Source organism: Streptomyces mashuensis (assembly GCF_014654785.1).
Taxonomy (GTDB): Bacteria; Actinomycetota; Actinomycetes; order Streptomycetales; family Streptomycetaceae; genus Streptomyces; species Streptomyces mashuensis.
In genome coordinates this window covers 69,517-95,455 of the sequence record NZ_BNBD01000021.1, presented here as the reverse complement: position 1 = coordinate 95,455, position 25,939 = coordinate 69,517, and the positions used below count along the sequence as shown (strand labels likewise).

General features: G+C 73.7%; 19 protein-coding genes. 7 read left to right on the top strand and 12 right to left on the bottom strand.

Going from position 1 to position 25,939, the window contains the following annotated elements; translation table 11 throughout:
- Positions 1-107: 107 nt before the first annotated feature.
- Both IE305_RS30500 and IE305_RS30495 read right to left on the bottom strand, forming a co-directional pair.
- Positions 108-1,226 carry a sensor histidine kinase gene (locus IE305_RS30500; RefSeq protein WP_190133057.1) on the bottom strand — a complete coding sequence of 373 codons (1,119 nt, stop codon included), beginning with the start codon at positions 1,224-1,226 and terminating at the stop codon, positions 108-110.
- Positions 1,223-2,434 carry an IS701 family transposase gene (locus IE305_RS30495; protein WP_190133056.1) on the bottom strand — a complete coding sequence of 404 codons (1,212 nt, stop codon included), beginning with the start codon at positions 2,432-2,434 and terminating at the stop codon, positions 1,223-1,225. Before IE305_RS30495 ends, IE305_RS30500 begins: the two co-directional genes overlap by 4 nt.
- Positions 2,435-2,680: 246 nt before the next feature.
- On the opposite strand from IE305_RS30495, the gene IE305_RS30490 reads away from it, so the two are divergent.
- Positions 2,681-3,310, top strand: coding sequence for a TetR family transcriptional regulator (locus IE305_RS30490; protein WP_190133055.1), 630 nt, complete (start codon positions 2,681-2,683; stop codon positions 3,308-3,310).
- Here the strand turns inward: IE305_RS30490 and IE305_RS30485 are convergent.
- The 3 genes from IE305_RS30485 to IE305_RS30475 all read right to left on the bottom strand — a co-directional run bounded on the left by IE305_RS30485 (position 3,275) and on the right by IE305_RS30475 (position 5,666).
- On the bottom strand, positions 3,275-4,054 hold the full coding sequence (locus IE305_RS30485) for an SDR family NAD(P)-dependent oxidoreductase (protein WP_229891730.1): 780 nt from the start codon (positions 4,052-4,054) through the stop codon (positions 3,275-3,277). The genes IE305_RS30490 and IE305_RS30485 overlap by 36 nt on opposite strands.
- 83 nt (positions 4,055-4,137) lie before the next feature.
- Complete coding sequence (locus IE305_RS30480) at positions 4,138-5,019, bottom strand: NAD(P)H-binding protein (RefSeq protein WP_190133054.1); 882 nt, start codon at positions 5,017-5,019, stop codon at positions 4,138-4,140.
- Positions 5,016-5,666, bottom strand: a complete 651-nt coding sequence (locus tag IE305_RS30475) for a ScbR family autoregulator-binding transcription factor (protein ID WP_190133053.1) — start codon at positions 5,664-5,666, stop codon at positions 5,016-5,018. Before IE305_RS30475 ends, IE305_RS30480 begins: the two co-directional genes overlap by 4 nt.
- 109 nt (positions 5,667-5,775) lie before the next feature.
- Between IE305_RS30475 and IE305_RS30470 the strand changes: the two genes are divergently transcribed.
- The gene (locus tag IE305_RS30470; protein WP_190133052.1) at positions 5,776-6,711 is read left to right on the top strand and encodes a ScbA/BarX family gamma-butyrolactone biosynthesis protein; all 936 of its coding nucleotides are present in this window, start codon (positions 5,776-5,778) and stop codon (positions 6,709-6,711) included.
- Between the two features lie 74 nt (positions 6,712-6,785).
- On the opposite strand, the gene IE305_RS30465 is transcribed toward IE305_RS30470, so the two are convergent.
- From IE305_RS30465 to IE305_RS33615, 4 genes are read right to left on the bottom strand one after another with little or no spacing between them, the layout of a single operon-like run.
- Complete coding sequence (locus tag IE305_RS30465) at positions 6,786-7,586, bottom strand: AzlC family ABC transporter permease (protein ID WP_190133051.1); 801 nt, start codon at positions 7,584-7,586, stop codon at positions 6,786-6,788.
- Positions 7,587-7,600: 14 nt separating this feature from the next.
- A complete protein-coding gene (locus tag IE305_RS30460; protein WP_190133050.1) occupies positions 7,601-7,918 on the bottom strand; it encodes an AzlD domain-containing protein in 318 nt (105 codons plus the stop codon).
- A gap of 4 nt (positions 7,919-7,922) precedes the next feature.
- Positions 7,923-14,429 (bottom strand): non-ribosomal peptide synthetase, encoded by a 6,507-nt coding sequence (locus tag IE305_RS30455; RefSeq protein ID WP_190133049.1) that lies wholly within the window; start codon positions 14,427-14,429, stop codon positions 7,923-7,925.
- Between the two features lie 12 nt (positions 14,430-14,441).
- The gene (locus IE305_RS33615; RefSeq protein WP_190133048.1) at positions 14,442-17,573 is read right to left on the bottom strand and encodes a non-ribosomal peptide synthetase; all 3,132 of its coding nucleotides are present in this window, start codon (positions 17,571-17,573) and stop codon (positions 14,442-14,444) included.
- A 204-nt stretch (positions 17,574-17,777) separates the two neighbouring features.
- Here IE305_RS33615 and IE305_RS30445 point away from each other — a divergent pair, with 204 nt between their 5' ends.
- Together IE305_RS30445 and IE305_RS30440 are read left to right on the top strand one after the other, a co-directional pair.
- Positions 17,778-18,974, top strand: coding sequence for a PP2C family protein-serine/threonine phosphatase (locus IE305_RS30445; protein ID WP_229891728.1), 1,197 nt, complete (start codon positions 17,778-17,780; stop codon positions 18,972-18,974).
- 105 nt (positions 18,975-19,079) lie between these two features.
- On the top strand, positions 19,080-20,411 hold the full coding sequence (locus IE305_RS30440) for a cytochrome P450 (RefSeq protein WP_190133047.1): 1,332 nt from the start codon (positions 19,080-19,082) through the stop codon (positions 20,409-20,411).
- Here IE305_RS30440 and IE305_RS30435 read toward each other — a convergent pair.
- A complete protein-coding gene (locus tag IE305_RS30435) occupies positions 20,408-21,145 on the bottom strand; it encodes a TetR/AcrR family transcriptional regulator (protein ID WP_190133046.1) in 738 nt (245 codons plus the stop codon). The genes IE305_RS30440 and IE305_RS30435 overlap by 4 nt on opposite strands.
- Positions 21,146-21,313: 168 nt before the next feature.
- Here IE305_RS30435 and IE305_RS30430 point away from each other — a divergent pair, with 168 nt between their 5' ends.
- Positions 21,314-21,535, top strand: coding sequence for a hypothetical protein (locus IE305_RS30430; RefSeq protein ID WP_190133045.1), 222 nt, complete (start codon positions 21,314-21,316; stop codon positions 21,533-21,535).
- A 57-nt stretch (positions 21,536-21,592) separates the two neighbouring features.
- Positions 21,593-22,693 carry a PP2C family protein-serine/threonine phosphatase gene (locus IE305_RS30425; RefSeq protein WP_373311784.1) on the top strand — a complete coding sequence of 367 codons (1,101 nt, stop codon included), beginning with the start codon at positions 21,593-21,595 and terminating at the stop codon, positions 22,691-22,693.
- An 18-nt stretch (positions 22,694-22,711) separates the two neighbouring features.
- Here IE305_RS30425 and IE305_RS30420 read toward each other — a convergent pair whose 3' ends face one another.
- A complete protein-coding gene (locus tag IE305_RS30420; RefSeq protein WP_190133044.1) occupies positions 22,712-23,395 on the bottom strand; it encodes a DUF5701 family protein in 684 nt (227 codons plus the stop codon).
- A 98-nt stretch (positions 23,396-23,493) separates the two neighbouring features.
- Here IE305_RS30420 and IE305_RS30415 point away from each other — a divergent pair, with 98 nt between their 5' ends.
- Positions 23,494-24,159 (top strand): TetR/AcrR family transcriptional regulator, encoded by a 666-nt coding sequence (locus IE305_RS30415; RefSeq protein WP_190133043.1) that lies wholly within the window; start codon positions 23,494-23,496, stop codon positions 24,157-24,159.
- 73 nt (positions 24,160-24,232) lie between these two features.
- Here IE305_RS30415 and IE305_RS30410 read toward each other — a convergent pair whose 3' ends face one another.
- The gene (locus IE305_RS30410; RefSeq protein WP_190133064.1) at positions 24,233-25,318 is read right to left on the bottom strand and encodes a serine hydrolase domain-containing protein; all 1,086 of its coding nucleotides are present in this window, start codon (positions 25,316-25,318) and stop codon (positions 24,233-24,235) included.
- Between the last annotated feature and the right edge of the window lie 621 nt (positions 25,319-25,939).

Below are 25,939 nucleotides of genomic sequence, written 5' to 3'. Positions count from 1 at the left end.
GCACGCACGAGCGACACGGACAGCGATTTCGCCACGGTTGGCGATGAGCACCTTACGCACCTTGCGCATCTGACAATTCCGCTTCTGTTCGAGGACGTGCTGGTTGTTCATGACGGCCGGTAGTAACGCGGCAGGTGGACGTCCACGCGCGTGCCGCTGCCGGCCGTGCTGGTGATGGCGAGCCGGCCGCCGACCGATTCCATGCGCTCCGACATGGCGCGCAGGCCGTGGGCGGGCCGGGACGCGAGGGTGTGGGCGACGTCGAAGCCGCTGCCGTCGTCGCGGATCTGCGCGTGCGCCCACTTGCGCGTGATCCGGGCGCGTACGGCGACCTGGTGCGCGGAGGCGTGGGTGAAGGCGTTGAGCATCGCCTCGCGCGTCACGAGGGAGAGTTCGTGGCGGAACAGCTCCGGGAGGGTGGACTCGTCGCCGCTCAGGGCCCAGCTGACGGCGACTCCGCGGGCCTCGCCCAGGGCCCGCACGTCCTGCGTGGCGTCGTACAGGCCGGCGACGGGCGTGGACCGGTGGAGGCCGTCGACGATGTCCCGTGCGCCGTCGGCCGCCCGGGTCAGCACCTGCTCCACGAGGGCGGAGCCGGTGGCTCCGGTCCCTTGGAGCTGGCGGAGGGCAGCGGTGAGGGGGCCGCTCACGCGGTCGTGGACGTCGCGGGCGAGGGCGCGCCGTTCCTGCCACACGTCCCGGACGGCGGGGATCTCCCGGGCGGCGGGGGCGAAGACCTCGCGGATGTCGGGCAGGACGTCGGCGGGGGTGCTGCCGCTGCGTACGGCGCACTCGGCGAGCAGGAGGGAGGCGGTCACCAGCTGGTCGGGCGACACGCCGGGCAGGGGTTGTGCGGTGCCCGCGTCCCGGTCGCCGGCGAGGCGCCGCACGGTGAGGTGGGCGAGGCCCAGCAGGGCCTGCCGTAAGGATTCGCCGTCGTGGGGCTGGCCGGGCAGGTAGCCGGGGAGGTGGTCGTCGAGCGCCTCCCGGAAGCGGCGGAGGGTCTCCTCGGCCTGGTGGCGGCCGAGGACCGCGCCCGGCACCGGGGTGCTCGGGGGCACGGCCGCCCGGGTGTGGGGCAGGGCGGCCCGGGCCCGGCCGAGCCCTTCGGTGAGGGCGGCGGCGAAGCGGTCCACGGGGTTGCGGCGGGGTTTGGCGGGGGCCCGGTCGCCGGTGGTTCCGGCGGCGTGGTCCACCAGGGCCGTGGTGATCAGCATTCCGCTCATGCGGCCCACGCCCCCGAGGTGCCCGCGCCCACCAGTTCGGCGGCCGGGCGGCCGGTGCTCGCCGGGACGGTGCCCCGGGTGCGGGCGGGCTCCAGGAGGCGGTGGCCGTAGGCCGCCGACACCAGGGTCATGTGGCGGTGCCAGCCCGGGTAGGAGCGGCCCTCGAAGTCCCGCAGTCCGCAGTCGTCGAGGCCTGCCAGCGCGTCGGTGCCCACGGCGTGGCCGGTGAAGAGGGGTGCGGCCTCGCCGAGCCGCTCGCCGTGGAGGCTGGTCAGCCAGATCCGCTGCGGCGTCCGGTGGCCCGGCGCCCAGGAGGCGGCCATGCGCAGGGGTGCGGCCGACTGGGCGGTGTGCACCTGCGCGGGCAGGAGGCGGGGGGCCTCGGGGGTGGCGGGGCCGAGCGGACGCGCGGAGCCCTGGAGCTGCCGGGCGAGGTCGGCGGCGGTGAGGGCGCGGCCGGCTGGCGCTCTGCCGGCGGGTGTCCGGGCCAGGCGGTGCAGGCCGGCGGAGACGGGGGTGGCGCCGGGGACGGACAGGATCCAGTCGGTGCCGAGGGCGCCGAGGCCCTCGACGAGTTCGGCGGCCTCCGTCACGGTCTCCGCCTCGGCCACCACGGGGGCGGCGGAGCCGTCGGCCGCGGCGGCCAGGTCCAGCATCAGGCGGGCGGGCGATCCGGGGCGGGCCGTCTCGGGGATGCGGGCCCGGCGGCGCAGGGTGGGGTCGTCGAGCCACTCGTCGGGGAGGTACAGCCGCCAGTCGACGGGCAGGGCGCCGCGCTCGGTGAGCAGGAAGAGGCCGAGGCCCAGCTGGCAGCCGACGGTGCGGCCGGTGGCGGGGTCGAAGCGGCGGTGCACGCCGGCGGAGCAGCGGCCGCGCTTGGGCACGGTCACGCGGCCCAGGGCCCAGCCGTGTAACGCGGTGCGCTCGCGGCACCAGTCGGCGAGTTCCCGGCGGACGGCGCTCCACGACCAGGTGCTCTCGCTGACCACCTGGTGCAGGGACTGGAAGGCGGTGTGGGAGTCGTACAGGGAGAGGCCCATGTTCCGCACCGACTTGCGGCCGGGGGTGGTGAGCAGTCCCGTCACGTAGGCGCCGGCCCAGCGGCGCTGGTCGGTGCGCGGCAGTCCGTGGAAGAGACGGCGGGTCAGTTCGTCGGCCGTTCCCCGCTCCTCCGGCTTCCGCGCGGCCGTGGCCCTGCGGTCGGTCATGCCAGCTCCCCTCGTCAGCAGGCTCTGTGACTGAACGCCAAAAATATAACGAGCTTTCTCTATGTTTTTGAAGCCGGGTGCGGCGCGGTGCGCGACTTCGGCATCTCCGGGACCCCGGCGCAGCTCGCGGGCGGGGACTTGCCAAGGACGTCCCGCATCGGGCGGCACGGCGCTCTTCGTGCCGCAACCGCCGGTAGCGTCCGAAGGGTTGGACAAGTAGTCGAAAGACCATGGAAAGGTGACGACGTGGTCAAGCAGGAGCGTGCCCTGCTGACTCGTGAACGCCTGGTCCGGGCGGCGGCGGACGCCTTCGCCCGGCGGGGCTACACGGGTACCTCGCTACAGGACATCTGCAGGAGCGCCGGCATCTCCATGGGGGCGCTCACCTTCCACTTCTCCAGGAAGAACGACCTGGCGGCGGTGGTGAAGGAGGTGGGTTTCGCGGTCACGCGGGAGGAGGTGGAGCGGGCCCGGCACGACGCTCCCGACCCGTTGTCCGCCGTCGTGGCCGTGACCTGCGGAATCGTCGACCTGTTGGCGCGCGACAGCAGCGTGCGGGCGGCGCAGGCGATGCACCGCACGGCCCCGGTGTGGGACGAGGCGTGGGTGCCGCAGGTGCGGCGGCTCCTGGACCAGGCGGACCGGCAGGGCCTGCTGGACCCCACCGTCCGCACCGAGACGCTGGTGCGGCTGTCGGTCCACCTGGTGCACGGCGCGGCGGCGGCGCTGCACGCGACGGAGGCTCCTGATCCGCACAAGGCGGCGGAGCTCGCGGAGTTGTGGTCGGTCATCCTGCGGGGCGCTGCGCGCGGCAGCGCGGTGGTGTGCGGCGAGCGCCGCTCAGATCGCGCTCCAGCCGCCGTCCACCGGTACTGAGGCGCCGGTGAGGAACGAGGAGCGGTCGCTGCACAGCCAGGCGGCGGCCTGGGCCACCTCGCGCGGCTCGGCCATCCGCTTCTGAATGGCGCGGGCGGTGAAGCCCGCCTCCAGCTCGGGTGCTTCTTCGAGCAGTTCGTCCATCAGCTCGGTACGGGTGCTGCCGACGACGAGGGCGTTCACGCGGATGCCCGCGTCGCCGTACTCCATGGCGGCGGCCTTGGTGAGGCCCAGCACGGCGTGCTTGGCGGCGACGTACGGGGCCACGGCGCCGGTGGCGACCGTGCCGGCGGTGCTGGAGGTGTTGACGATGGTGCCCCCGGAGCCGCTCTTCAGCATGACGGGGATCTGGTGGCGCAGGCAGTTCCAGACGCCGCGCACGTTGACGTCCATGACGCGGTCGTAGACCGACTCGTCCAGTTCGTGCAGTGGTGTGCCGCCGGATCCCCAGCCGGCGTTGTTGAAGGCGCCGTCCAGGGAGCCGAACGTGTCGACGGCCGTGCCGACGGCCCGTTCGACGTCCGCCGGCCTGGTCACGTCACCGGCCGCGAGGGCCACTCTGGCGCCTCGTGCGACGAGCGGCCCGGCCACCCGGTCCAGTGCGTCGGCCCGCCGGGCCATCAGGACGAGGGCCGCACCCTCCTCGGCGAACAGCTCCGCGGCCGCTGCGCCGATGCCCCTCGAGGCCCCCGTAATGAGAATCGTGCGCCCACTCAACATCCCCTCAGTGCTCACTCTGTGCATTCAACGCGACGCGTAGTGCAGGGGAAAGATGATCTGTGTCACGCACGCCGGAAGGAACGCCTCCGTGCCCGGCGGGGTCTTGCCTAGGCGTACGTGACGGCCGCCCCGAAGACGTCGGCATGGGCCCTCGCCCAGTCCGCGAAGGCGCCCGGGGGCCGGCCGGTCGCTTCCCGCACACCGTCGGTGACCGTCGCCTTGGCGCCGTACCGCTGCCGCCGGGCGCTCAGCAGGAGCGCCCGCGCCATGGGTTCGGGCCAGTGGCGCCGCCACCGTTCCAGCGCCTCCTCCTCCGTCAGTTCGACGTAGTCGAGCGGTCGCCCGAGGACCTCGCCCAGGTGGGACACCTGGTCCCGGGCGGACAGCGGCTCCGGCCCGGACAGCGCGTAACTCCTGCCGGAGCAGCGCGGGTCGAGGAGGGAGCGCACCGCCGCGGCCGCCACGTCCCGCGGGTCGACGCAGGCGTTGCGCCCGGAGCCGTACAGGCCCCGGACGACGCCTTCGGCCCGTACGGAGGCGGCCCAGGCGAGGGTGTTCGACATGAACGCCCTGGGGCGGAGCAGCGTCCACTCCAGTCCCGAGGCGAGGAGCCGTTCCTCGTTGTCCCGTTGCCAGCGGGTGAGGAGGTCGTCGGCGCCGGGGTCGAGCACCGCGAGCGCGGAGAGCTTGACCACGCGCCGTACGCCGGCGGCGCGGGCCGCGGCGAGGAGGTTCTCGTCGTGCCGGGGCCGCAGCGGGTCGGCGGTGACGGCCAGGACCGACTCCACTCCGGCCAGGGCGCGGACGAGTCCCGGCCGTTCGCCGAGGTCGGCCGCGACGGCGTGGCCGGGGAGCCCGGACCGCACCGCCCTGCCGGGGTCGCGGACGAGGAGCCTGACGTCGGCGCGGCCGTCCGCGGCGAGACCGTGGGCCACGAGGCGGCCGATGGTTCCGGTGGCGCCCGTGACGGCCACGACGGGGCGGGTCACGACGCGGTGCCCCCTTCGCACAGCCGCCGGCCGCGTTCCGCTCCGGCGTCGATGCGCGCGGCGCACTCGGGGGTGGCGATGCCGGGGACGAGGCAGTCCCACATCTCCTGGACCCGCTGCGGGAGGTCGCGGCGGCCGCTCACCAGCCGTGAGTAGATCTGCGTGCCGGTGCAGGCGCCCACCACGAACCGGGCGATCAGCTCGGGGTCGGCGCCGTCGCGCAGTTCGCCGAGCTCCTTGGCCTCCCGGAGGTAGCCGGCCATGAGCTCGCGCCAGTCCTCGAAGGGCTCCGCGTCCTTGGCGATCTCCTGGTCGTAGGAGAGCTCCACGCCCGCCCGCAGCACCGGGTCTTCGCCGAGCTGGTGCGACCACACGAGGGTGATGTCCACCAGGTGCTGGAGTCCCCGGGACTCCAGCAGCGGCTCGATCGCCTCTCTCTGGGCGTTCATGACCGCCTTGGCGAGCCCTTCCTTGGACCCGAAGTGGAAGTAGAGCGCCCCGGCGGTGAGCCCCGCCCGCTTGACGATCTTGGTGATGCCGGCGCCGGCGTAGCCGCTCTCGTCGAAGACCTCGGCGGCCGCCCGCAAGAGGGTCATGCGGGTCTGTACGGCCCGCTCCTGTTTCAGCTCCACTGTGAACTCTCCCATACTCCTTCGACAGAAAAAAGAACGCCCTTTATATTACTGACCAGTGGCCACCTGGCCAGGCCCTGTGCGGCCACCGTTGAAGTCATGCGCGTACCGGGGGAAATTCGCGATGCCCACAACAACCACCCGTCCTCTGACGTCCCTTGCCGCCGTTCCGCAGCGGCTCGTCCACAAGTCCGACCCGGACCAGGTCCTGCTCTCCCACTACGAGCAGACCTCCGAACGGGACTTCCACGTCACCGCCGACTGGTCCCGCGCCCGGGCGCTGTTCCCGGCCCGGCACGGACACGACGACCCGATGCTGCTCGTCGAGACCGTCCGGCAGACGTTCCCGCTGCTGTGCCACGACGCGTTCGGCGTACCGTTCGGCCACCACCTGCTGTGGGAGGAGTTCCGCTACCAGTTACGGCGGCCGGCCCTCCTCGCCGAGCCCGGCCACTCCTCCCCCGTCGACCTCCAGGTCACCTGCAAGAACACCGTGCGCCGCGGATCCCGCACCGCCGGCCTCGAACTCCTCGTCGTCGCCCGCCGCGACGGCGCCCATCTGGCCACCGCCCACACGCGGTTCACCATCCAGGCCCCCGCGGTCTACCAGCGGCTGCGCCAAGGGCGCGGCGACGCCGCCGCCATGATGGCCAGGGCCCTGCCGCTCGCGCCGCCCGCCGCGCCGCAGGAAGTGGGCCTCGACTCCTTCCACAACGTCGTCCTCTCCCCCACCCCCACCGCGCGGCGCTGGCAGTTGCGCGTCGACCTGCACCACCCCCTGTATTTCGACCACCCCGTGGACCACGCCGCCGGCATGCTGCTGATGGAGGCGGCCCGGCAGGCGGCCCAGGCGGTCTCCCAGCCCCACCCGGTGGTACCCGTGGGCATGGAGACGGTGTTCCACCGCTACGTGGAGCTGGACACACCGTGCTTCATCGAGGCCCATCCCGTGCCCCACGACCCGCAGCGCCGCCCCCGCGTCCTGGTCGTCCTGCACCAGGACGACGACGAGCGCTTCCAGGCCCTGGTCACCCTCGAACGCGTCGCCCGCGCCGCCTGATCCACGCTCCGTGACCCGAGGGGGCCGCCCGTGCCGGGCGGCCCCCTCGTCGTGCACGTCGCGGGCGGTTCCCGTCACTCCACCGGTTGCCGCTCGGCGGTCCCGGCCTTCTCGGCCGGCCGGGGTGCCGGCGCGGGAACGGCCCGCGCCTTGTCGCGGCCCTCCCACCACGCCAGGGCCACCGTGGCCGCCAGCGTCGCGACGAACAGGCTGCTCTGGTACGGCAGGTGGTGCAGTGCCAGCGCGAGCACGCCCGCCAGGAGGCCCGCCGCCACCGCCCGCTTCGTGGTGAAGCAGCCGACCACCAGCCCGATGTACGTGGCGTAGATGGCGAAGTCGAGGCCCAGGCCGTCGATCTTCGTCAGGTCCTTGCCGTACAGGTAGCCGACCAGGGTGCTGGACAGCCAGCCCACGTACATCAGCACCGACACCGCCAGGACGTACCAGTGCTGCTGGCCGCGCCGGTCGTCCGCGCCGTAGCGCTTGGCCGACAGGGCGTACACCGCGTCGATCATGCCGAAGGCGAGGACGGCCCGCCAGGCCGTGGACAGGTGCCGGACCTTCGCCGACAGGGCCGCCGAGTAGAAGACGTGCCGCATGTTCACCACCAGGCAGGTGGCGACGGTCAGCGGCCACGCCGTACCGGCCGCGATCATGCCCAGGCCGATCATCTGGGCCGAGCCGCCGTTGACGACGGTGCTCATCAGCAGCGTGTTGAACAGGCTCAGGCCCTTCTGCTGCGCCACCGCGCCGAACAGGAGGCCGAAGGGCAGGGCGCCCAGGACGAGGGGGACCGCGTCGCGCAGGCCGGTGCGTATCTCCTGTTGCCGGGTCGGGGCGGGGGTGGTCGTGTTCGGGGTCACCGTGGGGCTCATCGTGGGGCTCTCCGTCACAGCAGGAACTTGGTCAGGGCGAAGGCCGCGATGGCCGAGGCGAACACCAGCAGGAAGTTGTCCTTCTTCACGGCGCCGACGCCGAAGCCGACGAGCGCGCCGACGATGTAGGGCGACAGCCAGGCCGGGGAGCCGTCGGGGGCGGGGGCCAGCACCACGGACGGCACGATGATGGCCATGAGGACGGCCGGCATCACGTAGGGCAGGGCCTGCTCGATGCGGTCCGGCATCCGCTCGGGCTTCAGCGGGCCGAAGAAGCAGAACCGCAGGCCGAAGGTCACGGCGCCCATGAGGGCGATGGTCACGGTGGTCATGGCGTCACAGCCCCAGTCCGGCGCGGACGGCCGCGGCGACGTGCCCCGGGCGGGTGGCGTTGAGGTAGTGCCCGCCGTCCGGCAGGACCTCGACCCGCGTCGAGTCGCTGAACAGCGCCCAGTTGGCGGCCGCGTCCTCGTGGCCGCGCGCCAGCGGGTCGTCCGCCGCGTAGAGCACGGTGAGGGGGACGTCCGTGCGGTGCTCGGCCCGTGCGGTCAGGGCCCGGTGGAAGCCGCGCGTGGCCTCCGACGTGTCGTACTGGAAGGCGCGGGCCAGGTCGGCGCGGTCACGGGCGCCGAGCCCGGCGATGTCGTCCAGTCCGGTGTTGTCCACCAGCCAGTCCACGATCTGCTCCTCGGTCATGTCGACCACCTCGTTGGAGGCGTGGTCGGCCGGGTCGGCCGACTTGAGGATCTTGGCAACGGCGACCAGGCCGCGTACCTCCACCCCCCGCCGCCGCAGCGCGGGCACCAGGGCCAGGGCCAGCGCGGACCCGGCGCAGTGGCCCAGCAGGGCCACCGGGCCGGCGACGGTGTCGCGCACCTCGTCCGCCAGCTCCGCGGCCAGCTGCTCGACCGGCACCCGGGGACGGTTGTCCGTCGCGGTACGGCCCGGCAGCTCGACGCCCAGCACGCGCACCGGGCGGTCCCCGGCGGCCAGTTCCCGCGCCACGTCGACGTAGCTGACGGCGCTGCCGCCGGCGAACGGTATGCACAGCACCGTGGCCTCGGGCCGCGGCACCTCGATGCCCGCGGCCGCCGTGAGGTCGGCCAGCAGGTCCCGGACGGCTCCGCCGTCCGCCGCCGCGAGGGCGCGGGCCAGGCGGCGCGCGGTCGGGTGGGCCAGCAGGTCGCGCAGGGCGATGCGACCGTCGGAGGCAGCGGCGACCTTCATGGCCGCCAGCGAGTGGCCGCCGATGTCGAAGAAGTTGTCGGTGACGCCCACCGACTCCGGGTCGCGGCCCAGGACGCCGGCGAACAGGTCGCGCACCAGGCGCTCCTGCGCGTCGGCCGGCTGCTCCAGGTCGCGCTGCCCGGCGGCGGCCAGTTCGTGGCGGGCCAGCGCCTTCCGGTCGACCTTGCCGTTCGCGGTGAGCGGGAACGCGTCGAGGCGGACGAGGATCTCGGGGTGCATGTAGGCGGGCAGGGAGTCCGCCAGTGCCTCGCGGAAGGCCGCGGGGTCGGGCTCGGCGGTGCCGCAGTAGAACGCGGCCAGCCGCTTCTCGCCGTTGACCTCGCGGACGAGGGTGACGGCGCCGTCCACGCCCGGCGCCTTCTCCAGGGCGCCGTCGATCTCCGACAGCTCGATGCGGTGACCGCGCACCTTGACCTGGTGGTCGGCGCGGCCGGCGCAGTCCAGCGTGCCGTCGGGCAGCCAGCGCCCGATGTCGCCGGTGCGGTAGAGCAGGGTGGAACGGTCGTCGAGGGTGTTGGGCACGAACACGGCGGCGGTGCGCTCCGGGTCGTTGACGTACCCGGCGCCGACGCCGACGCCCGTCACGCAGATCTCGCCGTAGCAGCCCACCGGGCGCAGGGCGCCGTCCGGGCCGACCACGTGGATGCCGGTGTTGAGGACGGGACGGCCGACCGGGGTGCGGCTGCCGTGCACCGGGTGGTCGATGACGTGGTGGGTGACGTCGTCGGACGCCTCGGTGGGGCCGTAGGCGTTGACGAGCGGCACGTCGTAGTGCGCGAACCAGCGGCGGGTGAGGGCCGGGGGCAGGGGCTCGCCGGTGATGAGGTTGAACCGCAGGTCCGGCAGGGCGGCCGGGCGCTGCGCCACCTCGGTGAGCAGGGCGTCGAGGTAGGACGGCACGACCTCGAGGATGCTGATGCGGTCCTCGCGCAGGGCCGTCAGGAAGGAGGCGGCCTCGACGATGCGCTCCTGGTCGTAGATCACGGTGGCGCCGCCGTTCAGCCACGCGACGAGCAGCTGCCACACGGAGATGTCGAAGCACTGCGTGGCGATCTGGGCGACGCGGTCGTCCTCGGTCAGCTTGAGGTCGGTCTCCTTGGCCAGGAGGTGGTTGAGCATGCCGGAGTGGCGGATCGCGGCGCCCTTGGGCTCGCCGGTGGAGCCGGAGGTGAAGATGACGTACGCCAGGTCGCCGGGGGCCGGGCGGTGGGCGGGCGGGGCCGTGGGGGCGGCCGCTTCGGCGTCCTCGTAGGCGTGGACCCGTACGCCGTCGACGCGCTCGGCCAGCAGGGCGGTGAGCGTGGCGGTGTCCTCCCGGGCGGCCACGACGTGCCGGCATGCGCTGCGGCGCAGGACGGAGGCGACGCGGTCGGCGGGGTAGGCGCGGTCCTGCGGCAGGTAGACGGCGCCGCTCTTGAGCAGGGCGAGGACGGTGACGGCCCAGGCGGTGCCGCGGGGCAGCAGGGTGGTGACGACGTCGCCGGGGCGGACGCCCTGCCGGGCGAGGTGGCCGGCGACGCGGTCGGCGGCACGGTCCAGTTCGGCGTAGGTGAGCGTCCGCGTGCCGTGCTGGAGGGCGACGCGGTCGGGCGCGGTGCGGACGACGTCGGCGAACCGGTCGACGAAGGTGCCCTCGGGGAGCGGGACCTCCCGGCCGGAGAAGCCGCGCAGCAGCTCCTCCTCGGCGGGGTCCAGCAGGGTGGTCGCGCTGCGGTCCGTGTCGGGCTCGGTGGCCAGCAGGGCGAGGGCGCGGGCGTAGGAGGCGCCCGTGCGGGCGATCTGGCCGGGGGTGAGGACGTCCGGGTGGTAGTGGATGCTGAGCAGCACCTCGTCGCTGACGGCGTCCTGCGAGAACTCGGCGCGGAAGGGGAACTCGGTCTGGGCGTTGACGACGGAGCGGACGAGGGCGAAGCCGTCGCGCTCGCCGAGGTCCTTCAGCACGTGGAAGTGGGTGAAGTTGAAGACGGTCTCGAAGAGCATGTCGCGGCTGCCGACGGCCCGCTTGATCTCGGCCATGGGGTAGCGGCGGTGCGGCAGCATGCCGCTCTCGGCCTCGTACACGGCGCGTGCCAGGTCGGCCCAGGTGCCGTCGGTGAGGCGGAGGCGGAACGGGACGGTGTTGAGGAAGAGGCCGGGCACGGTCTCGCCGCCCTCGGCCTCGGGGCGGCCGGAGTGCTCGTAGCCGGTGAGGACATCGTCGGTGCCGGCCAGGTGGCCGAGGACGGCGGTGTGGGCGGCGAGCAGCAGCGTCTTGACGGGGACGCGCAGGCTGTGGGCGCGGGCGACGAGCTGCTCGGACAGGCCGGCGGGGAGGGCTACGTCGTGGATGACGACCGGCGGCAGGGCGCCGGTGTCGGGGTCCTCGGGGTCGAGGGGCAGGCGGGGCAGCTGGGTGCTCTCCGCGCCGTCCATGGTGCGCAGCCAGAAGTCGCGCTGGGTGGCGGAGGCGAGGGCCTGCCGTTCGAGGGCGATGAAGTCGCGGTACGACACGTCGTGCTCGGGGGCCGCGGGGCGGCCGCCGTCGAGGAGGGCGAAGTAGGCGGCGAAGATGTCGCGGTGGATGGTGTTGACGCTCCATCCGTCGAGGGCCGCGTCGTGGTAGCTGAGGGAGTACTGGTAGGCGTCGTCGCCGAGCAGGTGCACGTGGACGCGGACGAGGTCGGGGGCGCCGGGGGTGAAGCCGGCGCGCAGCTCGTCGCGGGAGAAGCGTGCCAGTGCGGCGTCGCGCTCGGAGCCGGTGAGGCCGCGCAGGTCGTGGACGTGCAGGGGGGAGGCGGCCGCGCCGTGCACCACCTGGACGGGCTCGCTGAAGCCGTCGAGGTGGAAGGAGGTGCGGAACACGGCGTGACGTCGGGCCACGTGCCGTACGGCCTCCTCGAAGAGGGCGAGGTCGAGGCGCTCGTCGATGCGGTAGCTGAGGATGTCGTGGTAGAGGCCCTCGGTGTCGCTGCGGGCCGCCTCGTAGATGAGGCCGATCTGGAGCTGCGACATGGGGTAGGCGTCGACGGCGCCCTCGGGGAGCCGGTCGCGGTCGCCGGGGGCGAGCAGGCCGAAGGGGGCGACGGCCTCGGGGGCGGGTTCGTCGTCGGTGGCGGTCGCGCCGGTGGTGGCGGCGAGCTCGGCCAGTTCGGCCACGGTGGGGTGGGCGAAGAGGTCCTGGAAGGAGAAGCGCAGGCCGGCGGCGCGGGCGCGGGCGAGCACGGCGATGAACTTGATGGAGTCGCCGCCGTGGGTGAAGAAGTTGTCGTGGACACCGACCGTGTCGACGCCGAGCACACCGGCCCAGATGGTGGCGAGCTGTTCCTCGTGGGGGGTGCGGGGCGCCACGTGGGCGGGCGCGTCGGTGGGGGCGCCGGCGGCCACCGGATCGGGGAGAGCCTTCAGGTCGCGCTTGCCGTTGTGGTTGGTGGGGATCGCGTCGACCTCCACGACGTACTGCGGGACCATGTAGGAGGGCAGTTCGGCGCTCAGGCGGTCGTGCAGCGCGCCGGCGTCGTAGCCGGGGCCGGCGACGACGTAGGCGGCCAGGGCCTTGTCGCCGGCGGCGTCCTCGACGGCGGTGACGGCGCAGGCGGTGACGCCGGGGCAGCCGGCGGCCACGTGCTCGATCTCGCCCAGCTCGATGCGGTAGCCGCGCACCTTGACCTGGGTGTCGATGCGGCCGAGGTACTCGATGGTGCCGTCGGGCAGCCAGCGGGCGAGGTCACCGGTGCGGTAGATGCGGCCGTCGGGCTCGAAGGGGTTGGGGACGAAGCGTTCGGCGGTCAGCTCGGGGGCGTTGAGGTAGCCGCGGGCCAGGCCGGTGCCGGCGATGCACAGCTCGCCGGGGGTGCCCACGGGGGCGAGGGCGCCGGCGGTGGTGCGGATGTAGAGGCGGATGTTGTCGATGGGGCGGCCGATGGGGATGGCGCGGGTGGTGTCGGTGCCGGTGCAGGGCTGGTGGGTGACGTCGACGGCGGCCTCGGTGGGGCCGTAGAGGTTGACCAGCTCGGCATGGGCGCCGAGGGTGCGGTGGAACAGCTCGGCGTGGCTGACGGCGAGGGCCTCGCCGCTGGCGAAGACGCGGCGTACGGAGCCCAGCCGGCCGGTGGCGCCGGTGGCGTCGGCGTACTGGAGGAACGCGTTGAGCATGGGCGGGACGAAGTGCAGTGTGGTCACGCCGTGGCTCGCGATGCGTTCGGCGATGCGCTCGGGGTTCTTCTCGTCGCCGCTGGGGAGGGTGACGACGGAGGCGCCGGCGATCGACCACCAGAAGATCTCCCACACCGACACGTCGAAGGTGAAGGGGGTCTTGTGCAGGATGACGTCGCTGCCGTCGAGGGGGTGGGCGCGCTGCATCCACCACAGCCGGTTGACGATGGCGCGGTGCTCGATCATGACGCCCTTGGGCCGGCCGGTGGAGCCCGAGGTGTAGATGACGTAGGCCAGGTCGTCGGGGCCGCTGACCGGCTCGGGGTCGCCGGGGTCGGTGTCGCCGGCGCTCGCGGCGACGTCCACGACCTCGTGGCCGGCGACGACGTCGCACGTCGCGGTGTCACTGACGATGAGGGTGGTGCCGCTGTGCTCGAGGATGTAGTCGATGCGGTTGCGCGGCAGGGTGGGGTCGACGGGCAGGTAGGCGCCGCCGGCCTTGAGGATCGCGTAGATCGCCACCAGCATCCGCGGGGAGCGCGGCAGGCAGACGCCGACCACGTCGCCGGCGCCGGTGCCACGGGAGCGCAGGGCCTGGGCGAGCCGGTTGGCGGCGGCGTTGAGCTCGCCGTAGGTGGTGCCGTCGTCGGCTATCGCGACCGCGTCGGGGGTGGTGGCCGCGCGCTCCTCCAGGAAGCTGTGGAGGGTGCGGGTGTCGGGGAAGGGCGCGTCGGTGCGGTTGAAGGCGCCGGTGACCAGGTCGCGTTCGGCGTCGTTGGCGGCGAGTGCGGGCGCGAGGGGGGCGGCGGTGTCGGCGAGCAGGCCGGTGAGCAGCTCGGCGTAGGTGCCGGCGAGGCGCTGCGCGGTGGCCTCGGCGAAGAGCCGCGGGTCGTAGTGGACGGTGACGGCGTCGGCGCGTACGTCGAGGAGGAGGGTGCAGCCGGCGCGTTCGGCGTCGGCGGGGGTGTGCTGCCCGTCGAGGGTGAGCATCAGGTCGCCGGGCCGGTCGCCCTCGTGCTCCAGCAGGGCGGTCACGGGGACGTCGAGGTGGGCGAGGGCGTCGAGGTAGCGGGAGCGCAGGGCGGTGAGGAGGCCGCGGCCGGTGTCGTCGCCGTGCACGGGGACGGTGACCGGGACGGGCGTGGTGTCCGTGGGCAGGAAGAGGGTGACGTCCCGGCGGTCGGTGGCGCGGGCGGCGAGGAGCGCGAGGACCGCGCCGGCCAGGACCCGGCGGAGGGTGGGGTCGTTGCCGGTGAGGGCGTCGGCCGCGGCGGCGGTGCCGGCGGGTACGGCGGCCCGTACGTGCGGGGTGTCGCCGGTGTGCTTGCGCAGGTGGTCGCGGACGAGGACGGTGGGCTCGGCCCAGGTGCGGCGCTGTTCGCGCCAGTAGGCGGCCTGCTCGGGGTGGGCGCGGAGTGCCTGCTGGAGAGCGATGGCGTTGCCGGCGGGGTTCGTGAGGCTCATGGTGGGGGCTTCCTAGAAGGCGAAGTCGGCGGCGGGCGCGGTGCTGCGGCGGGCGGGGGCCGGCACCGGGGCGAGGACGGGGGTGTGCGGGGCGTGGAGCACCTCGTCGAGGGCGGACACGACCTGGTCCAGGAGGTGGTCGGCCGATGTGCGGGTGAACAGGGCCGTGGAGTACTCGAGTTCGGCGACGGTGCCCTCGGGGCGCTGGTACATCTGGAGGTTGAGGTCGAACCGGCAGGTACCGGGGTGCGGCAGCGTGACGGTGATGCGCCGGCCGTGCTTGCGGAACGTGTAGAAGTCGATGTTCTGCAGGGCGAAGAACACGTCGAACAGGGCGTTGCGGCTCAGGTCGCGGTGGGGGACGACGTCCCGGGCGAGCCGTTCGAAGGGGTGGCCCTGATGGGCGAGGGCCGCGCGGTGCTCCTCGCCGGCCCGGGCGAGCAGCTCGCCGAGGGTGGTGTCGTCGTCGATCCGCAGCCGGAGGGGCGCGGTGGTGACGAACATGCCCACGACGCGGTCCAGGTCGGGGTGGGTGCGGCCGCTCATGGGGCAGCCGATGACGAGGTCGCGGCGGCCGGTGAGGCGGGCCAGCACGGTCGCGTAGGCGACGAGGAGGACGGAGAAGGCGGTCACCGCGTGCCGGGCGGCGCAGTCCTCGACGGCCTGCCGGCGGGCGGCGCCGAGCTCGCGGCGCACCACGTCGCCGAGGGTGCTGCGGATGGCGGGGCGGGGGTGGTCGGTGAGCAGGTCGAGGGGCGGCGGCACGTCGCGGAACTTCTTCCGCCAGTACTGCTCGTCCGCGGCGAACCGGCCCTCGGCGGCCTGCCGGGCGGTCCACTGGGCGGCCGCGGCGTAGGTGGTGGGGGGCGGGGGCGGGGTGACGCCGGCGTAGAGGTCGAAGAGTTCGCCGACGAGGACGGAGAGCGAGACGCCGTCGAAGACGATGTGGTGGACGTCGAGGTAGAGGCGGTGGTCGTGGCCGTCGTCGCCGGGGACGAGCAGGGCGCGGAACAGGGGGCCCTTCTCCAGGTCGAAGGGGCGGACGAAGCGGGCGACGGCCTCCTCGTCGGTGGGGACCTCGGTGTGCGGGACGACGTCGAGGGGGATCTCGGTGCGGTCCTCGACGATCTGGAGCACCTCGGGTTCCGTGCCCTCGTGGGCCCGGGCGGCGAAACGGGTGCGCAGGGCGTCGTGCCGTTCGGCGAGCAGCTGGAGGGCGGTGCGGAGCCGTCCGGGTTCGAGCCGGCCGCCGACGTCGAGGCGGGCGGGGATGTTGTAGGCGAGGGAGGCGGGGTCGGTCTGCCACAGGGCGTAGAGCCCGCGCTGCTGGGGGTGGAGCGGTACGGGGCCGGGGGCGGCGGTGGCGGGGAGGGGCTCGACGTCGGCGGTGCCGGCTGCGGCGGTGGCCTCGGCCATGCGGCGCAGGGTGCGGGCGGCGAAGAGTTCCTGGAAGCCGAGGGCGCGGCCCGTGGTGCGGGCGATGCGGCCGATGAGGGCGCCGGCGGTGATGGAGGTGCCGCCGAGGGCGAAGAAGTCGCTGTCGGGGCCGATGGTGGCGGCGTCGAGGTGGAGGACGCCGGCCCACAGGCCGGCCAGTTCGTCCTCGGCGGGGGTGCGCTGCCCGGCCGGGGCGGTGCCGGTGGGGGCGGCGGGGCGTGGCAGGCGGGCGGTGTCGACCTTGCCGTTGGCGTTGAGGGGGAGCTTCGGCAGGGCGACGAGGTGCTCGGGGCACATGTAGCCGGGGAGGCGGCGCCGCAGCTCGCGTAAGGTGCCGTCCGCGTCGTGGCCCTCGTCGAGGACGGCGTAGGACAGCAGGCGCTTGCCGTCGGGGGCGCCGGTGACGACGGTGTGGGCGTCGCGTACGCCGGGCAGGTCGAGGAGGACGCCGGTGACTTCCTTGACCTCGACGCGGTGGCCGCGGATCTTGACCTGGTCGTCGGTGCGGCCGTGGAAGGACAGCACGCCGTCGGCGTCGGCGCTGACGAGGTCGCCGGTGCGGTAGTAGCGCTCGCCGTCGAGGGTGACGAACCGCTGAGCGGTGGCCTCGGGGTTGTGCAGGTAGCCGCGGGCGAGGCCGAGGCCGCCGGTGAACAGTTCGCCGATCTGGCCGGGGGCGACGGGCCGCAGCTCCGGGTCGAGGACGAGGGCGGTGGTGCCGGTGATGGGGCGGCCGATGGGCACGGCCGTGTCGTACGGGCGGTCCACGGCGAAGGTGGTGGTGAACGTGGTGTTCTCGGTGGGCCCGTAGCAGTTGAGGACGCGCAGGCCGGGATGGGCGGCGCGGACGCGGTTGACGTGGCCGCAGGAGAGCGCGTCGCCGCCGACGAGGAGGGTGCGGAGCCCGGCGAACAGGTCGGTGTCCTCGTCGACGAGCTGGTTGAACAGCGGTGAGGTCAGCCAGAGGACGGTGGTACCGGCGCGGCGGAGGGCCTGCTTGAGGCGGGCGGGGACGACGAGCGTCTCCTGGTCGACGACATGGAGGACCGCCCCGTTCAGGAGCGCGCCCCAGATCTCGAAGGTGGACGCGTCGAACTCCAGGGCACCGGTGAGCAGGAACCGCTCGTCGGGTGAGAAGGAGAAGTAGTCGGTGTCCTTGACGAGCCGGACGACGCCCCGGTGTTCGACCATGACGCCCTTGGGGCGGCCGGTGCTGCCGGAGGTGTACATCACGTAGGCGAGCGCGTCGTCCGGGAGGCCGGCCCCGGGGGCGCCGGTGACGGCCCCGGGGTCGCCGGCGCCGTCGGCCGTGAGCTCCTCGAACGTGTGGTGGGCGACGCCGTCGGGCAGGGCCGGGGCGACGGCGCCGGCGGCCGCGGCGGCGGACACCAGCAGCGGGGCGCGGGAGTCGCCGAGGACGGTCCGGATGCGGTCGGCGGGGAAGGCCGGGTTGACCGGGAGGTACGCGCCGCCGGCGAGCGTGATGCCCAGCATGCAGACCACCGCGTCCGCCGAGCGGGGGAACGCCATGCCGACGAGCGTCCCGCGGCCCACGCCGAGCTCGGCGAGCCGGGCGGCCACGCGGTGCGCCGCGTGGGACAACTCGCGGTACGTAAGGGTTTTTTCACCGTGGACGAGCGCCGTCCTGCCGGGGGTGCGGCGCACCTGGTTCCCGAACAGCGCGGCAAGGCTTTGTGACCGTGACATGGTGGTTTTCCTCAGCCGTTCGCCGGAGCAATTCCCGCCCGGTTACGGGGTGGTGGAGAGCGGGATGCAATCTGCTTGTACCGTGCAAGCTACCGGAGGGCGCTCCGCGTCCGGCCGTCGTCGGCGGCTTCCCCGACGACTTTCGGGAGTCGCTCGCGCGGAGCCGCCGGAACCGGCGAATGGGAACACGCGTTCCCATTCCGGGTGCACGGCTGGCAGCCCGGTTCCGGCCCGACGATGCTGGTGGTGGACGGTACGACGGATCGCGAGCGGCGGGAGCGGCACGTGGAGGCACCGGGCGCGGGGCGCACCGCCGTGCTGCGCCTGCTGGTGCGGCGCCTCCAGCTGCTGCCCGTTCTCCTGCTGGCCGGCGGCGTCCTTCTCGACCTCCTCACTCCCCCGCATTTCAGCGCCGAGGCCTTGTACACGGCCGCCCCCATGGCGTCGGCGGCACTGCTCTCGCTGCGCGCCACCGTGCTCGCCGGTATCGGCGCCTGTGCGGCGGATTCCCTGGTGCTCACGCATTTCGGTTTCATCGGGGAATCCGGCGGGCTGAGCGAGCTGGCGACGGTGGCGACCGTCTCCGCGTTCGCCGTCGTCGTGAACCGGCTCATGCACTACCGCGACGTGCGCCTCCAGTCCGCCCGGGAGGTCGCCCTGGCCGTGCAGCGCGCCGTCCTGCCGCAGCCGCCGCCCGTCGTCGGTCCGCTGCGCGTCGCCGTGCGCTACCGGTCGGCCGCCCGGGAGGCGCAGATCGGCGGCGACCTGTACGGCGTGCAGGACACGCCGTTCGGGGTGCGCTGCCTGGTGGGCGACGTGCGGGGCAAGGGCGTGGGGGCGGTGAAGGTGGTGGACGTGGCGCTGGGCGTGTTCCGGGAGGCGGCCGAGGAGGAGCCCACGCTCGACGGGATCGCGGCCCGGCTGGAACGGGCGCTGCTGCGGGAGGCGGCGCGCCGTACGGGCCCGGAGCGGACCGAGGGGTTCGTCACCGCGGTCCTGGCCGAGGTCCCGCCCGCGGGCACGGAGCTGCGGCTGGTCAACCGCGGCCATCCGGCGCCGCTGCTGCTGGAGCGGGGCGGCGGGGTGCGCGCCGTGGAGCCGCCGGAGTTCGCCCTGCCGCTGTGCCTGGGCGGGCTGGGCCCGGAGGCGGGCCGGGAGGTGACGGGCACGGTGCCGTTCCCGCCCGGGGCGACGCTCCTGCTGTTCACCGACGGCCTGAGCGAGGCCAAGGACAGGACCGGGGCCTTCTACGACCCGGCCGCGGCGCTGCGGGGCCGCGAGGTCGCCGGCCCGGACGACCTCCTCGACGTGCTCCTCGACGACGTGGACCGGCACACCGGGGGCCGCATCGACGACGACCTGGCGCTCGTCGCGCTCACGAGCCGCCGTACGGGGTGGTGACGTCACCCGGGTGCACGGGGGACGGTGGTGCCGTGCGCAGTGCGCAACGGCCGCCGGCAGCCGTCAGGGGCCGCCCCGGCCGTCACACGGGAGGAGCGAGCGTCCATGGACATCCCCGGTCCGGAGCCCCGGGAGGACGGCGGTGCCGGCGCGGTCGCCGCGGCCGGCGGGCTGCACCACTACCAGCTGCGGCTGCACGCCGAGTACGGGCCCGTCGTACGGTTCCAGCTGCCCGGCGCGGAGACGGCCGTGTCGGTCGCCGACCCGGTGCTGCTGGAGGCGACGGCGCACCTCGACCGGCGGCCGGAGGGGCCGTTCGCGTTCCTGGAGCCGCTGTTCGAGGCGGGCAACCTCCAGGTGCTGCCGGCGGAGGAGCACGCCCCGCTGCGGCGCCTGCTGCTGGAGGTGCTGGCCGGCCGGCCCTCCCACGAGCGCCACTTCGCCCGCTTCACCGCCCTGGCCGGCGAGCTGGCCGACGCGTGGGCGGAGCGGGCCGGGCACGGCCCCGTCGCGTTGCAGAAGGACCTCACCGCGCTGTCGCTGCGGATGATCTGCGCGTATGCGCTGGGCGGGGCGGCCGCCGACCCGGACCGCGTGACTGCCGCGTTCGAGGACGTGCTCACCGACTCCCTCGGCCGGCTCTACGGCGTGCCCGCCTCCGGCACGGAGCAGGAGCGGGCCCGGCGGGCCGGGGAGGCCCTCGCCTCCTTACGGGAGGTGGTCGACCAGGTGGTGGCGGCGCACCGGTCCGGGGCGCGCACGGAGCGCAGCGACCTGATCGGGGCGCTCGTCGACGCCGGGGAGCGGCCGGCGCGCATCCGCGACACCGTGATGATGACGATGCTGGCCGCCCATCACACGACCGGTGTGGCCGTGTCGTGGACGCTGCACCTGCTGGCCCGCCACCCGGACGTGGCGGCGCGCGTCGGCGAGGAGCTCGACCGGGTGCTGGGCGACCGCACGGCACCCGACTACGCGGACCTGCGGCGGCTCCCGTACCTGGAGATGGTCCTCAAGGAGGCGATGCGACTGTACCCGCCCGGCCCGTACGGCGCGCGCGAGACCACCGAGCCGCTGCCCCTCGGCCCGTACATGGTGCCCGCCGGCGCCACGGTCTTCTATCCGATCTGGGCCGTCCACAGGAACCCCGACCACTGGCCCGAGCCGGAGAGGTTCCGGCCGGAGCGGTTCACGCCGGAGGAGACGGCCGAGCGGCCCAGGCTGGCGCACATCCCCTTCGGGATCGGGCCGCGCAGCTGCGAGGGCGCGGCCCTGGCCATGGTGGAGGCCGAACTCGTCCTGGCCGTCCTGCTCAAACGCTTCCGCTTCCGGCCCGTGCCGGGGCACGAGGTGGTGCCCGTCGAACGGTTCGTGCTCTGGGCGGCGCACGACATCCTCATGACGGTGAGCCCGCGGGTGCCCTCGGCCGGCGGTTAGAGCGCGGCGGGCGGGAAGATGCGGTCGAGGTGGTAGTCGAGCACGGCCCGTGCGTCCGCCAGGGACCGGCGGCGGTGCAGGACGTCGATGCCCAGTGAGGTGGCGCCGGCGACCAGCAGGTCGGCCTCGCGTGCCGGGTCCAGGTGCGGTGCGGTGCTCCCTGCGGCCCCGCCCTCCTCGATGAGGCCGGCGGCGAGCCGTTCCAGGGGCTGCTCGGCGGCCAGGAACACCGCGGCCAGCGACGGGTCGGTCAGGCTGCGCGCGTAGTACGCGGCGAACACCCGCAGCGCCATGGCCCTTTGCTCGTCGCCGGGCAGGAACGTGTCGAGCAGTAGCCACAGCACGTCCCGCGGGTCCACCGGCCCGGCGGGTGCACGCGTCCTGGCCAGCCGCTCGTTCTCCTCGTGCAGCATGTGCAGCGCGTCGACGAAGAGGGTGTGCTTGTCGCCGAAGTGGTATTGCACCACGCGCAACGACACCCCGGCCACCGCCGCGATCCGGCGCATGCTGGCCGCGTCCAGCCCCTCCTCGGCGGCGATGCGCCACACCGCCTCGGCGATGCGGCGCCGCTGCCGCTGCCGGGTGCCGGTCTCCGGCGCGACCGGCGGCGGCACCGGGGCCCCGGGCTCCGGGAGCCGGTCCCTGCGCCGGCGGTACGCCCGCGCCTGGCAGCTGCGGGAGCAGTACACCGCGGGCCGGCCGCGGCCGGCGGGCGGCAGAGGGATGCTGCACATCGCGCACCCGGTTCGCTTTTCGTCACGCACGCCTCTCACCATAGCCGCGAAAACAGTGTGACGTAACTCCTCGCCAGAGCCTGCTGATTGGGGATTTCGCGCCGAACGGCTGATACGTTCGTAACGTCAATCCGTCACGTCCTGCCCGTCCTCAAGGGGGAGAAAGCCATGAAGTTCGACGTCCTGCAGATCCTCGGCGCCGCCGTCGCCGTGATCTTCTGCCAGGGCCTCATCCGGCTCCTCGTGCACCACGACGACCGGGGCCTGCTCGGGTGGGTGCCCGGCGGCTTCCTGGGGGTGCTGCTCGCCCACGTCGCGCTCACCGCGGCCGGTGCCGCGCTCACGAGCTGGGCCCACACGCGCGCCAAGGCGGCCGGCCGCCGGGGGTGAGGCCCGTCCGGCCCACCACGAGATGCGGGGGTCGGCTCCCAGGTCACAATATGGAATGTGATCGAGCCCGGACGGCTGCGGCTCCGTCGTCGTCGCCACGGCCGGTGGCCGCTGACCCCGCTGTCGCCGGTGATCCTCACCATTGTCATCGCGAGCCTGGCGTACGCCACGCCGCCGGACATGGCCTTCAGCCGGCTCCTCCCGGCGGCGCCGGCCCTCGCCGCCTCCATGTGGCCGGTGCTGCCCACCGTGCTGCTGGGCACGGTCTGCCTCTTCCTCATGATCGGCCTGGGCGTCGTCTTCCCCGACCTGGGCACCGGCTACACGGCGGCGGGCATCGTCGCGGTCACCGTGGCGGCCGCGTACGGCAGCCACGTCCGGCTCCAGCGGGAACGCACCCTCTTCCAGGTGCGGCTCGTCGCCGACGCCGCGCAGCAGGTGGTCCTCAGCCCGATGCCGCGCCGCTGCGGCGACCTGGAGATCGAGTCCCTGTACGTGGCGGCCGCGGCGGAGGCCCGCATCGGCGGCGACTTCTACGAGGTCGTCGAGGCGCGGCGCGGCGTCCGGCTGCTCATCGGTGACGTCCGCGGCAAGGGGCTGCCCGCCGTGGGGTCGGCGGCCTCGGTGGTCAACTCCTTCCGGGAGGCGGCCTACGACGAGCCCGACCTGGCGGGCATCGCGCGCCGCCTGGAGGCCAGCAGCACCCGGTACATCGCGGCGTTCCCTCCCGAGGACCTGATGGAACGCTTCATCACGGCCCTCCTCGTCGAAATACCGCACGGGGACGCCCGCGAGGAGGGCCGCATCGCAGTCCTCAACTGCGGGCACCCCCCGCCGCTCCTCCTCGGCCGGGACGGGCTCCGGCCGCTGGAGCCCTCGGCGCCGTCACCGCTCCTGAACCTGGCGGACCTGATCGGCGCGCAGTACAGCGTCGACACCTTCCCGTACTCCCCCGGCGACCACCTGCTGCTCTACACCGACGGCGTCACCGAGGCCCGCGACCGGGACGGCACGTTCTTCCCGCTCGCGGAGTGGATGCAGCAGCAGCGGCCGAGGCGGCCGCGCGACCTGCTGGACGCCCTGCACCGCGACCTCCTCCGCCACAGCTGCCAGGGGCTCGACGACGACATCGCCGCCCTCGCCGTCCGCTTGGACTGAACGGCCCGCCGGGCTGCTTCAGGCCGCGGCGCGGCGGGCGCCGGCGGAGGCCATGCCGAGCCACGTGTGCGGGTTGCCCTCCCAGCACCAGCCGAGCTTCGGTGCCTTCTTGCTGATCCAGATCGCCGGCACCCGGCGGTCGCCGCACCGTGAACCGCCCAGCGAGAAGCACTTGTTCTTGACGAGGACCTGGGGGAAGTGGGTGACGAGGGCGATGCCCTCCTCGATGGTGAGCAGGGTGCGGTCCCGCCCGGCGATGACCTCCATGGCCTCGCGCGGCACCGCTCCGCAGAACTCCTCGCCGCGTTCGGTGTCGAGCAGCAGATAGGCGTCCGGGGCGGGTTCGGCGGCCTCCTTCACGGCGACGAACCGTTCGAGGGAGCCGGGCTCGAAGGAGCGGTCGACGAAACCGGGGAGGCGCCCGCCGTGCAGCGTGGTGCGCGGCATGGTCTCCTCCACCGGCGCGACGGCACGGGTGAGGACGAGGACGAACGGGATGCGGCCGGCGGCGGTGTCGGGCGCGGCCCGGCCCTCCGCGACCGCCGCGACGGCCTGGTCGCGCAGCGGGGCGAGCGCGGCCCGGAAGTCCTCGGGGGTGCGGCCGGACAGCCCGGCGTAGCCCAGGTCGACGAGGGTGCGGACCTGGCGGTCGAACTCGGCGGCGGCGTCGAAGGCTTCGGCGGGGGCGGCGGCGTTCGGCAAGTGTCCTCCGTGGTCAAGGATTTTTACGACGGAGGTAACTTTACGCTGATCGCATCAATCCGGTCAACAGATTCTTGCGTCCGGCGTAAGATTCCGTCATGAGCAACGACCCCAGCGGCGCCGGCACCCCGTCGGGCGGCCTGCGCGAGGCCAAGAAGCGCGAGACCCGCCGGCTGATCTCCGACCACGCGACCCGGCTGTTCATGGAGCAGGGCTTCGAGCGGACCACCATCGCCGAGATCGCCGATGCCGCGCGCGTGGCGAAGAAGACGGTGACCAACTACTTCGCACGCAAGGAGGACCTGGCCCTCGACCACCAGGAGGAGTTCGTCGCGGGCCTCGCCCGCGCCGTCGCCGCGCGCGAGCCCGGCGAGTCCGCCGTCGCGGCCCTGCGCCGCGCGTTCCTCGCCGCGGTCGAGGCACAGGACGCCGTCGCGGGGTTCGCCGGCGCCCCGTTCACGCGGATGATCGCCGACAGCCCGACGCTCACCGTCTGCCTGCGGGGCCTGCACGACCGGCGCGAGGAGGCCCTGGCCACCGCCCTCGCCGAGGCGACCGGTGCCACCCCCGGCGACATCACACCCCGCACGGCGGCCGCCGTCCTCGCCGCGGTACACCGCGTCCTGTTCCAGCGCATCCAGGACCTCACGCTGGCCGGGAAGGACAACGCGGCCATCGCCGCCGTCGTGGCGGAGGAGGCGGAGCGCGCGTTCGACCTCGTCGAACCGTCGCTCGCGGGGTACGCGGTGCGGGCAGCGCCCTGAAGACCGTCCCGGGCAACGCAGACGGCCGGGCCGGGCCGGCGGCGTGGCCACCGACCCGGCACTCTTCAGGGGATCAGCTCACCGGCGTGCCGCACAGCGCGGAGTCGATCACCTGGATACGGGTCGTCTTCCCTTCGGCGTTGACGTAGGCGTTGGTCACCATCGCCGCGTGCCGGCCGTCGTCGGTGGCGAAGGTCCCGGACGTGTGACCGGTCAGAAAGTCTCCGAGGTGGCCCCATGCCTGCCCGCCGCAGGACAGGTCGAGCCGTATCAGCCCGAGACCGTAACGCAGGTTGGCGGGCCAGCCGCGCATGGGCACGGTCGTGCGCATCTGGGCCATCGTCGCCGGTGACACGAGCTTGCCGTCGGCCAGTGCCTGCTCGAACGTGGTCAGGTTCTCCTCGGTCGAGTTCATGGCTCCGGACGTGGCGAACTTGGACGGCTCCACGGTGAAGGTCGCATTGGTCCAGAAGAAGAACGGGCCCCACCGGCCGCCGAGATAGCCGGGCAGATACGGGTCGTCGAGCTTCTTGTCGCCGGGGCGGGGGTAGGCCGTCCGGGTCAGGCCGAGCGGCTGGATGATCCGCTCCGTGATCGCCTGGCCCGTCGGGACGCCGGTGATCCTCTCGATGAGCAGGCCGAGGATCATGTAGTTGGCGTTGGAGTACAGCCCGGTGGTGGCACCGGGCTCGGAGGCCGGGGGGTGCTTCAGTGCTCGCCGCACCAGCGCATCGAGCGCGTAGGAGCCGTCCGGGTTGGCACCATCGTTCGTCGGCTCGTACGCCGGGATGCCGCTGGTGTGCTGCAGGAGCTGCCGCACCGAGATCTTGGTGCCGTCGTAGCCGTTGCCGTCGACCACGCCGGGCAGGTACCGCTCGATCGGGGCGTCCAGTTCGACCTTGCCCTCGTCGACCAGTTGCAGAACCACGACCGCGGTGAACGTCTTGGTCTGGCTGGCGATGCGGAACTGGTCGTTGGGCCCGATGGCCCGGTTGGCCCCGGTGTCCGCGGTCCCGCTGTGCAGATCCCACGAGCCGGCGCGGTTGCCGGCGTGGACGGCCGCACCCGGCCCGGCCGCGGCTTGGTAACTGTTGAGCACTGCCTGGGTGTCGGCGTGGTCGGCAGCCGGCTGTGCCTGCGCCGGCACGGCCGTCGTCATCGCCACGGCAGCGGTGATGGCGAAGGCCGCCGGCCGCGGTATGCCGCGGCGTCTGATCGCGCTGTTGCCCTGACCGGATGTTCCGGGCCCGCTCGGTCCCGAAGGGAAACGGATCTTCACTGAGCTCCCACTTTCCTGGGTCGGCCTCGCCCCGGCCGCGAACGCTCATGGGTTTCCTGCTCGCGGGGGCGACGTGATCCGCATACTCGCGTTCGCGCTGGTCAACGCACCAGGTCACGGACCGGCCACATCTGGCCGGTCCGGGCGTGGGGTCGCCAGGACCGGCATCAGTGGGGGGAGGTGACGACGTGACAGGAAGCACCCCGGAACTGTTGTGAGGCGGCAGCAGCCGATGAGGGCTGCCGCTCTGCCGACGACTCCGAGCTGCATTGTGAAACGATCAGTTGGGCAGCTGCTCGACGATCACGAGGGTGCCGCGGCTGCCGTGGCGGACGGCGTGCTCCACGCCGCCCGGCACGACGTACACCTGACGGAGCGTACGTCGACGGTGTCCAGGTCGTTCATGGCATGCCTCCCGGCGGCGCGTCCGGCAGGGGCCGGACACGGCACCACCGGGACGCCCGCGATCGTGGTCGAGGGACGCGACGACGGTACGGCGCG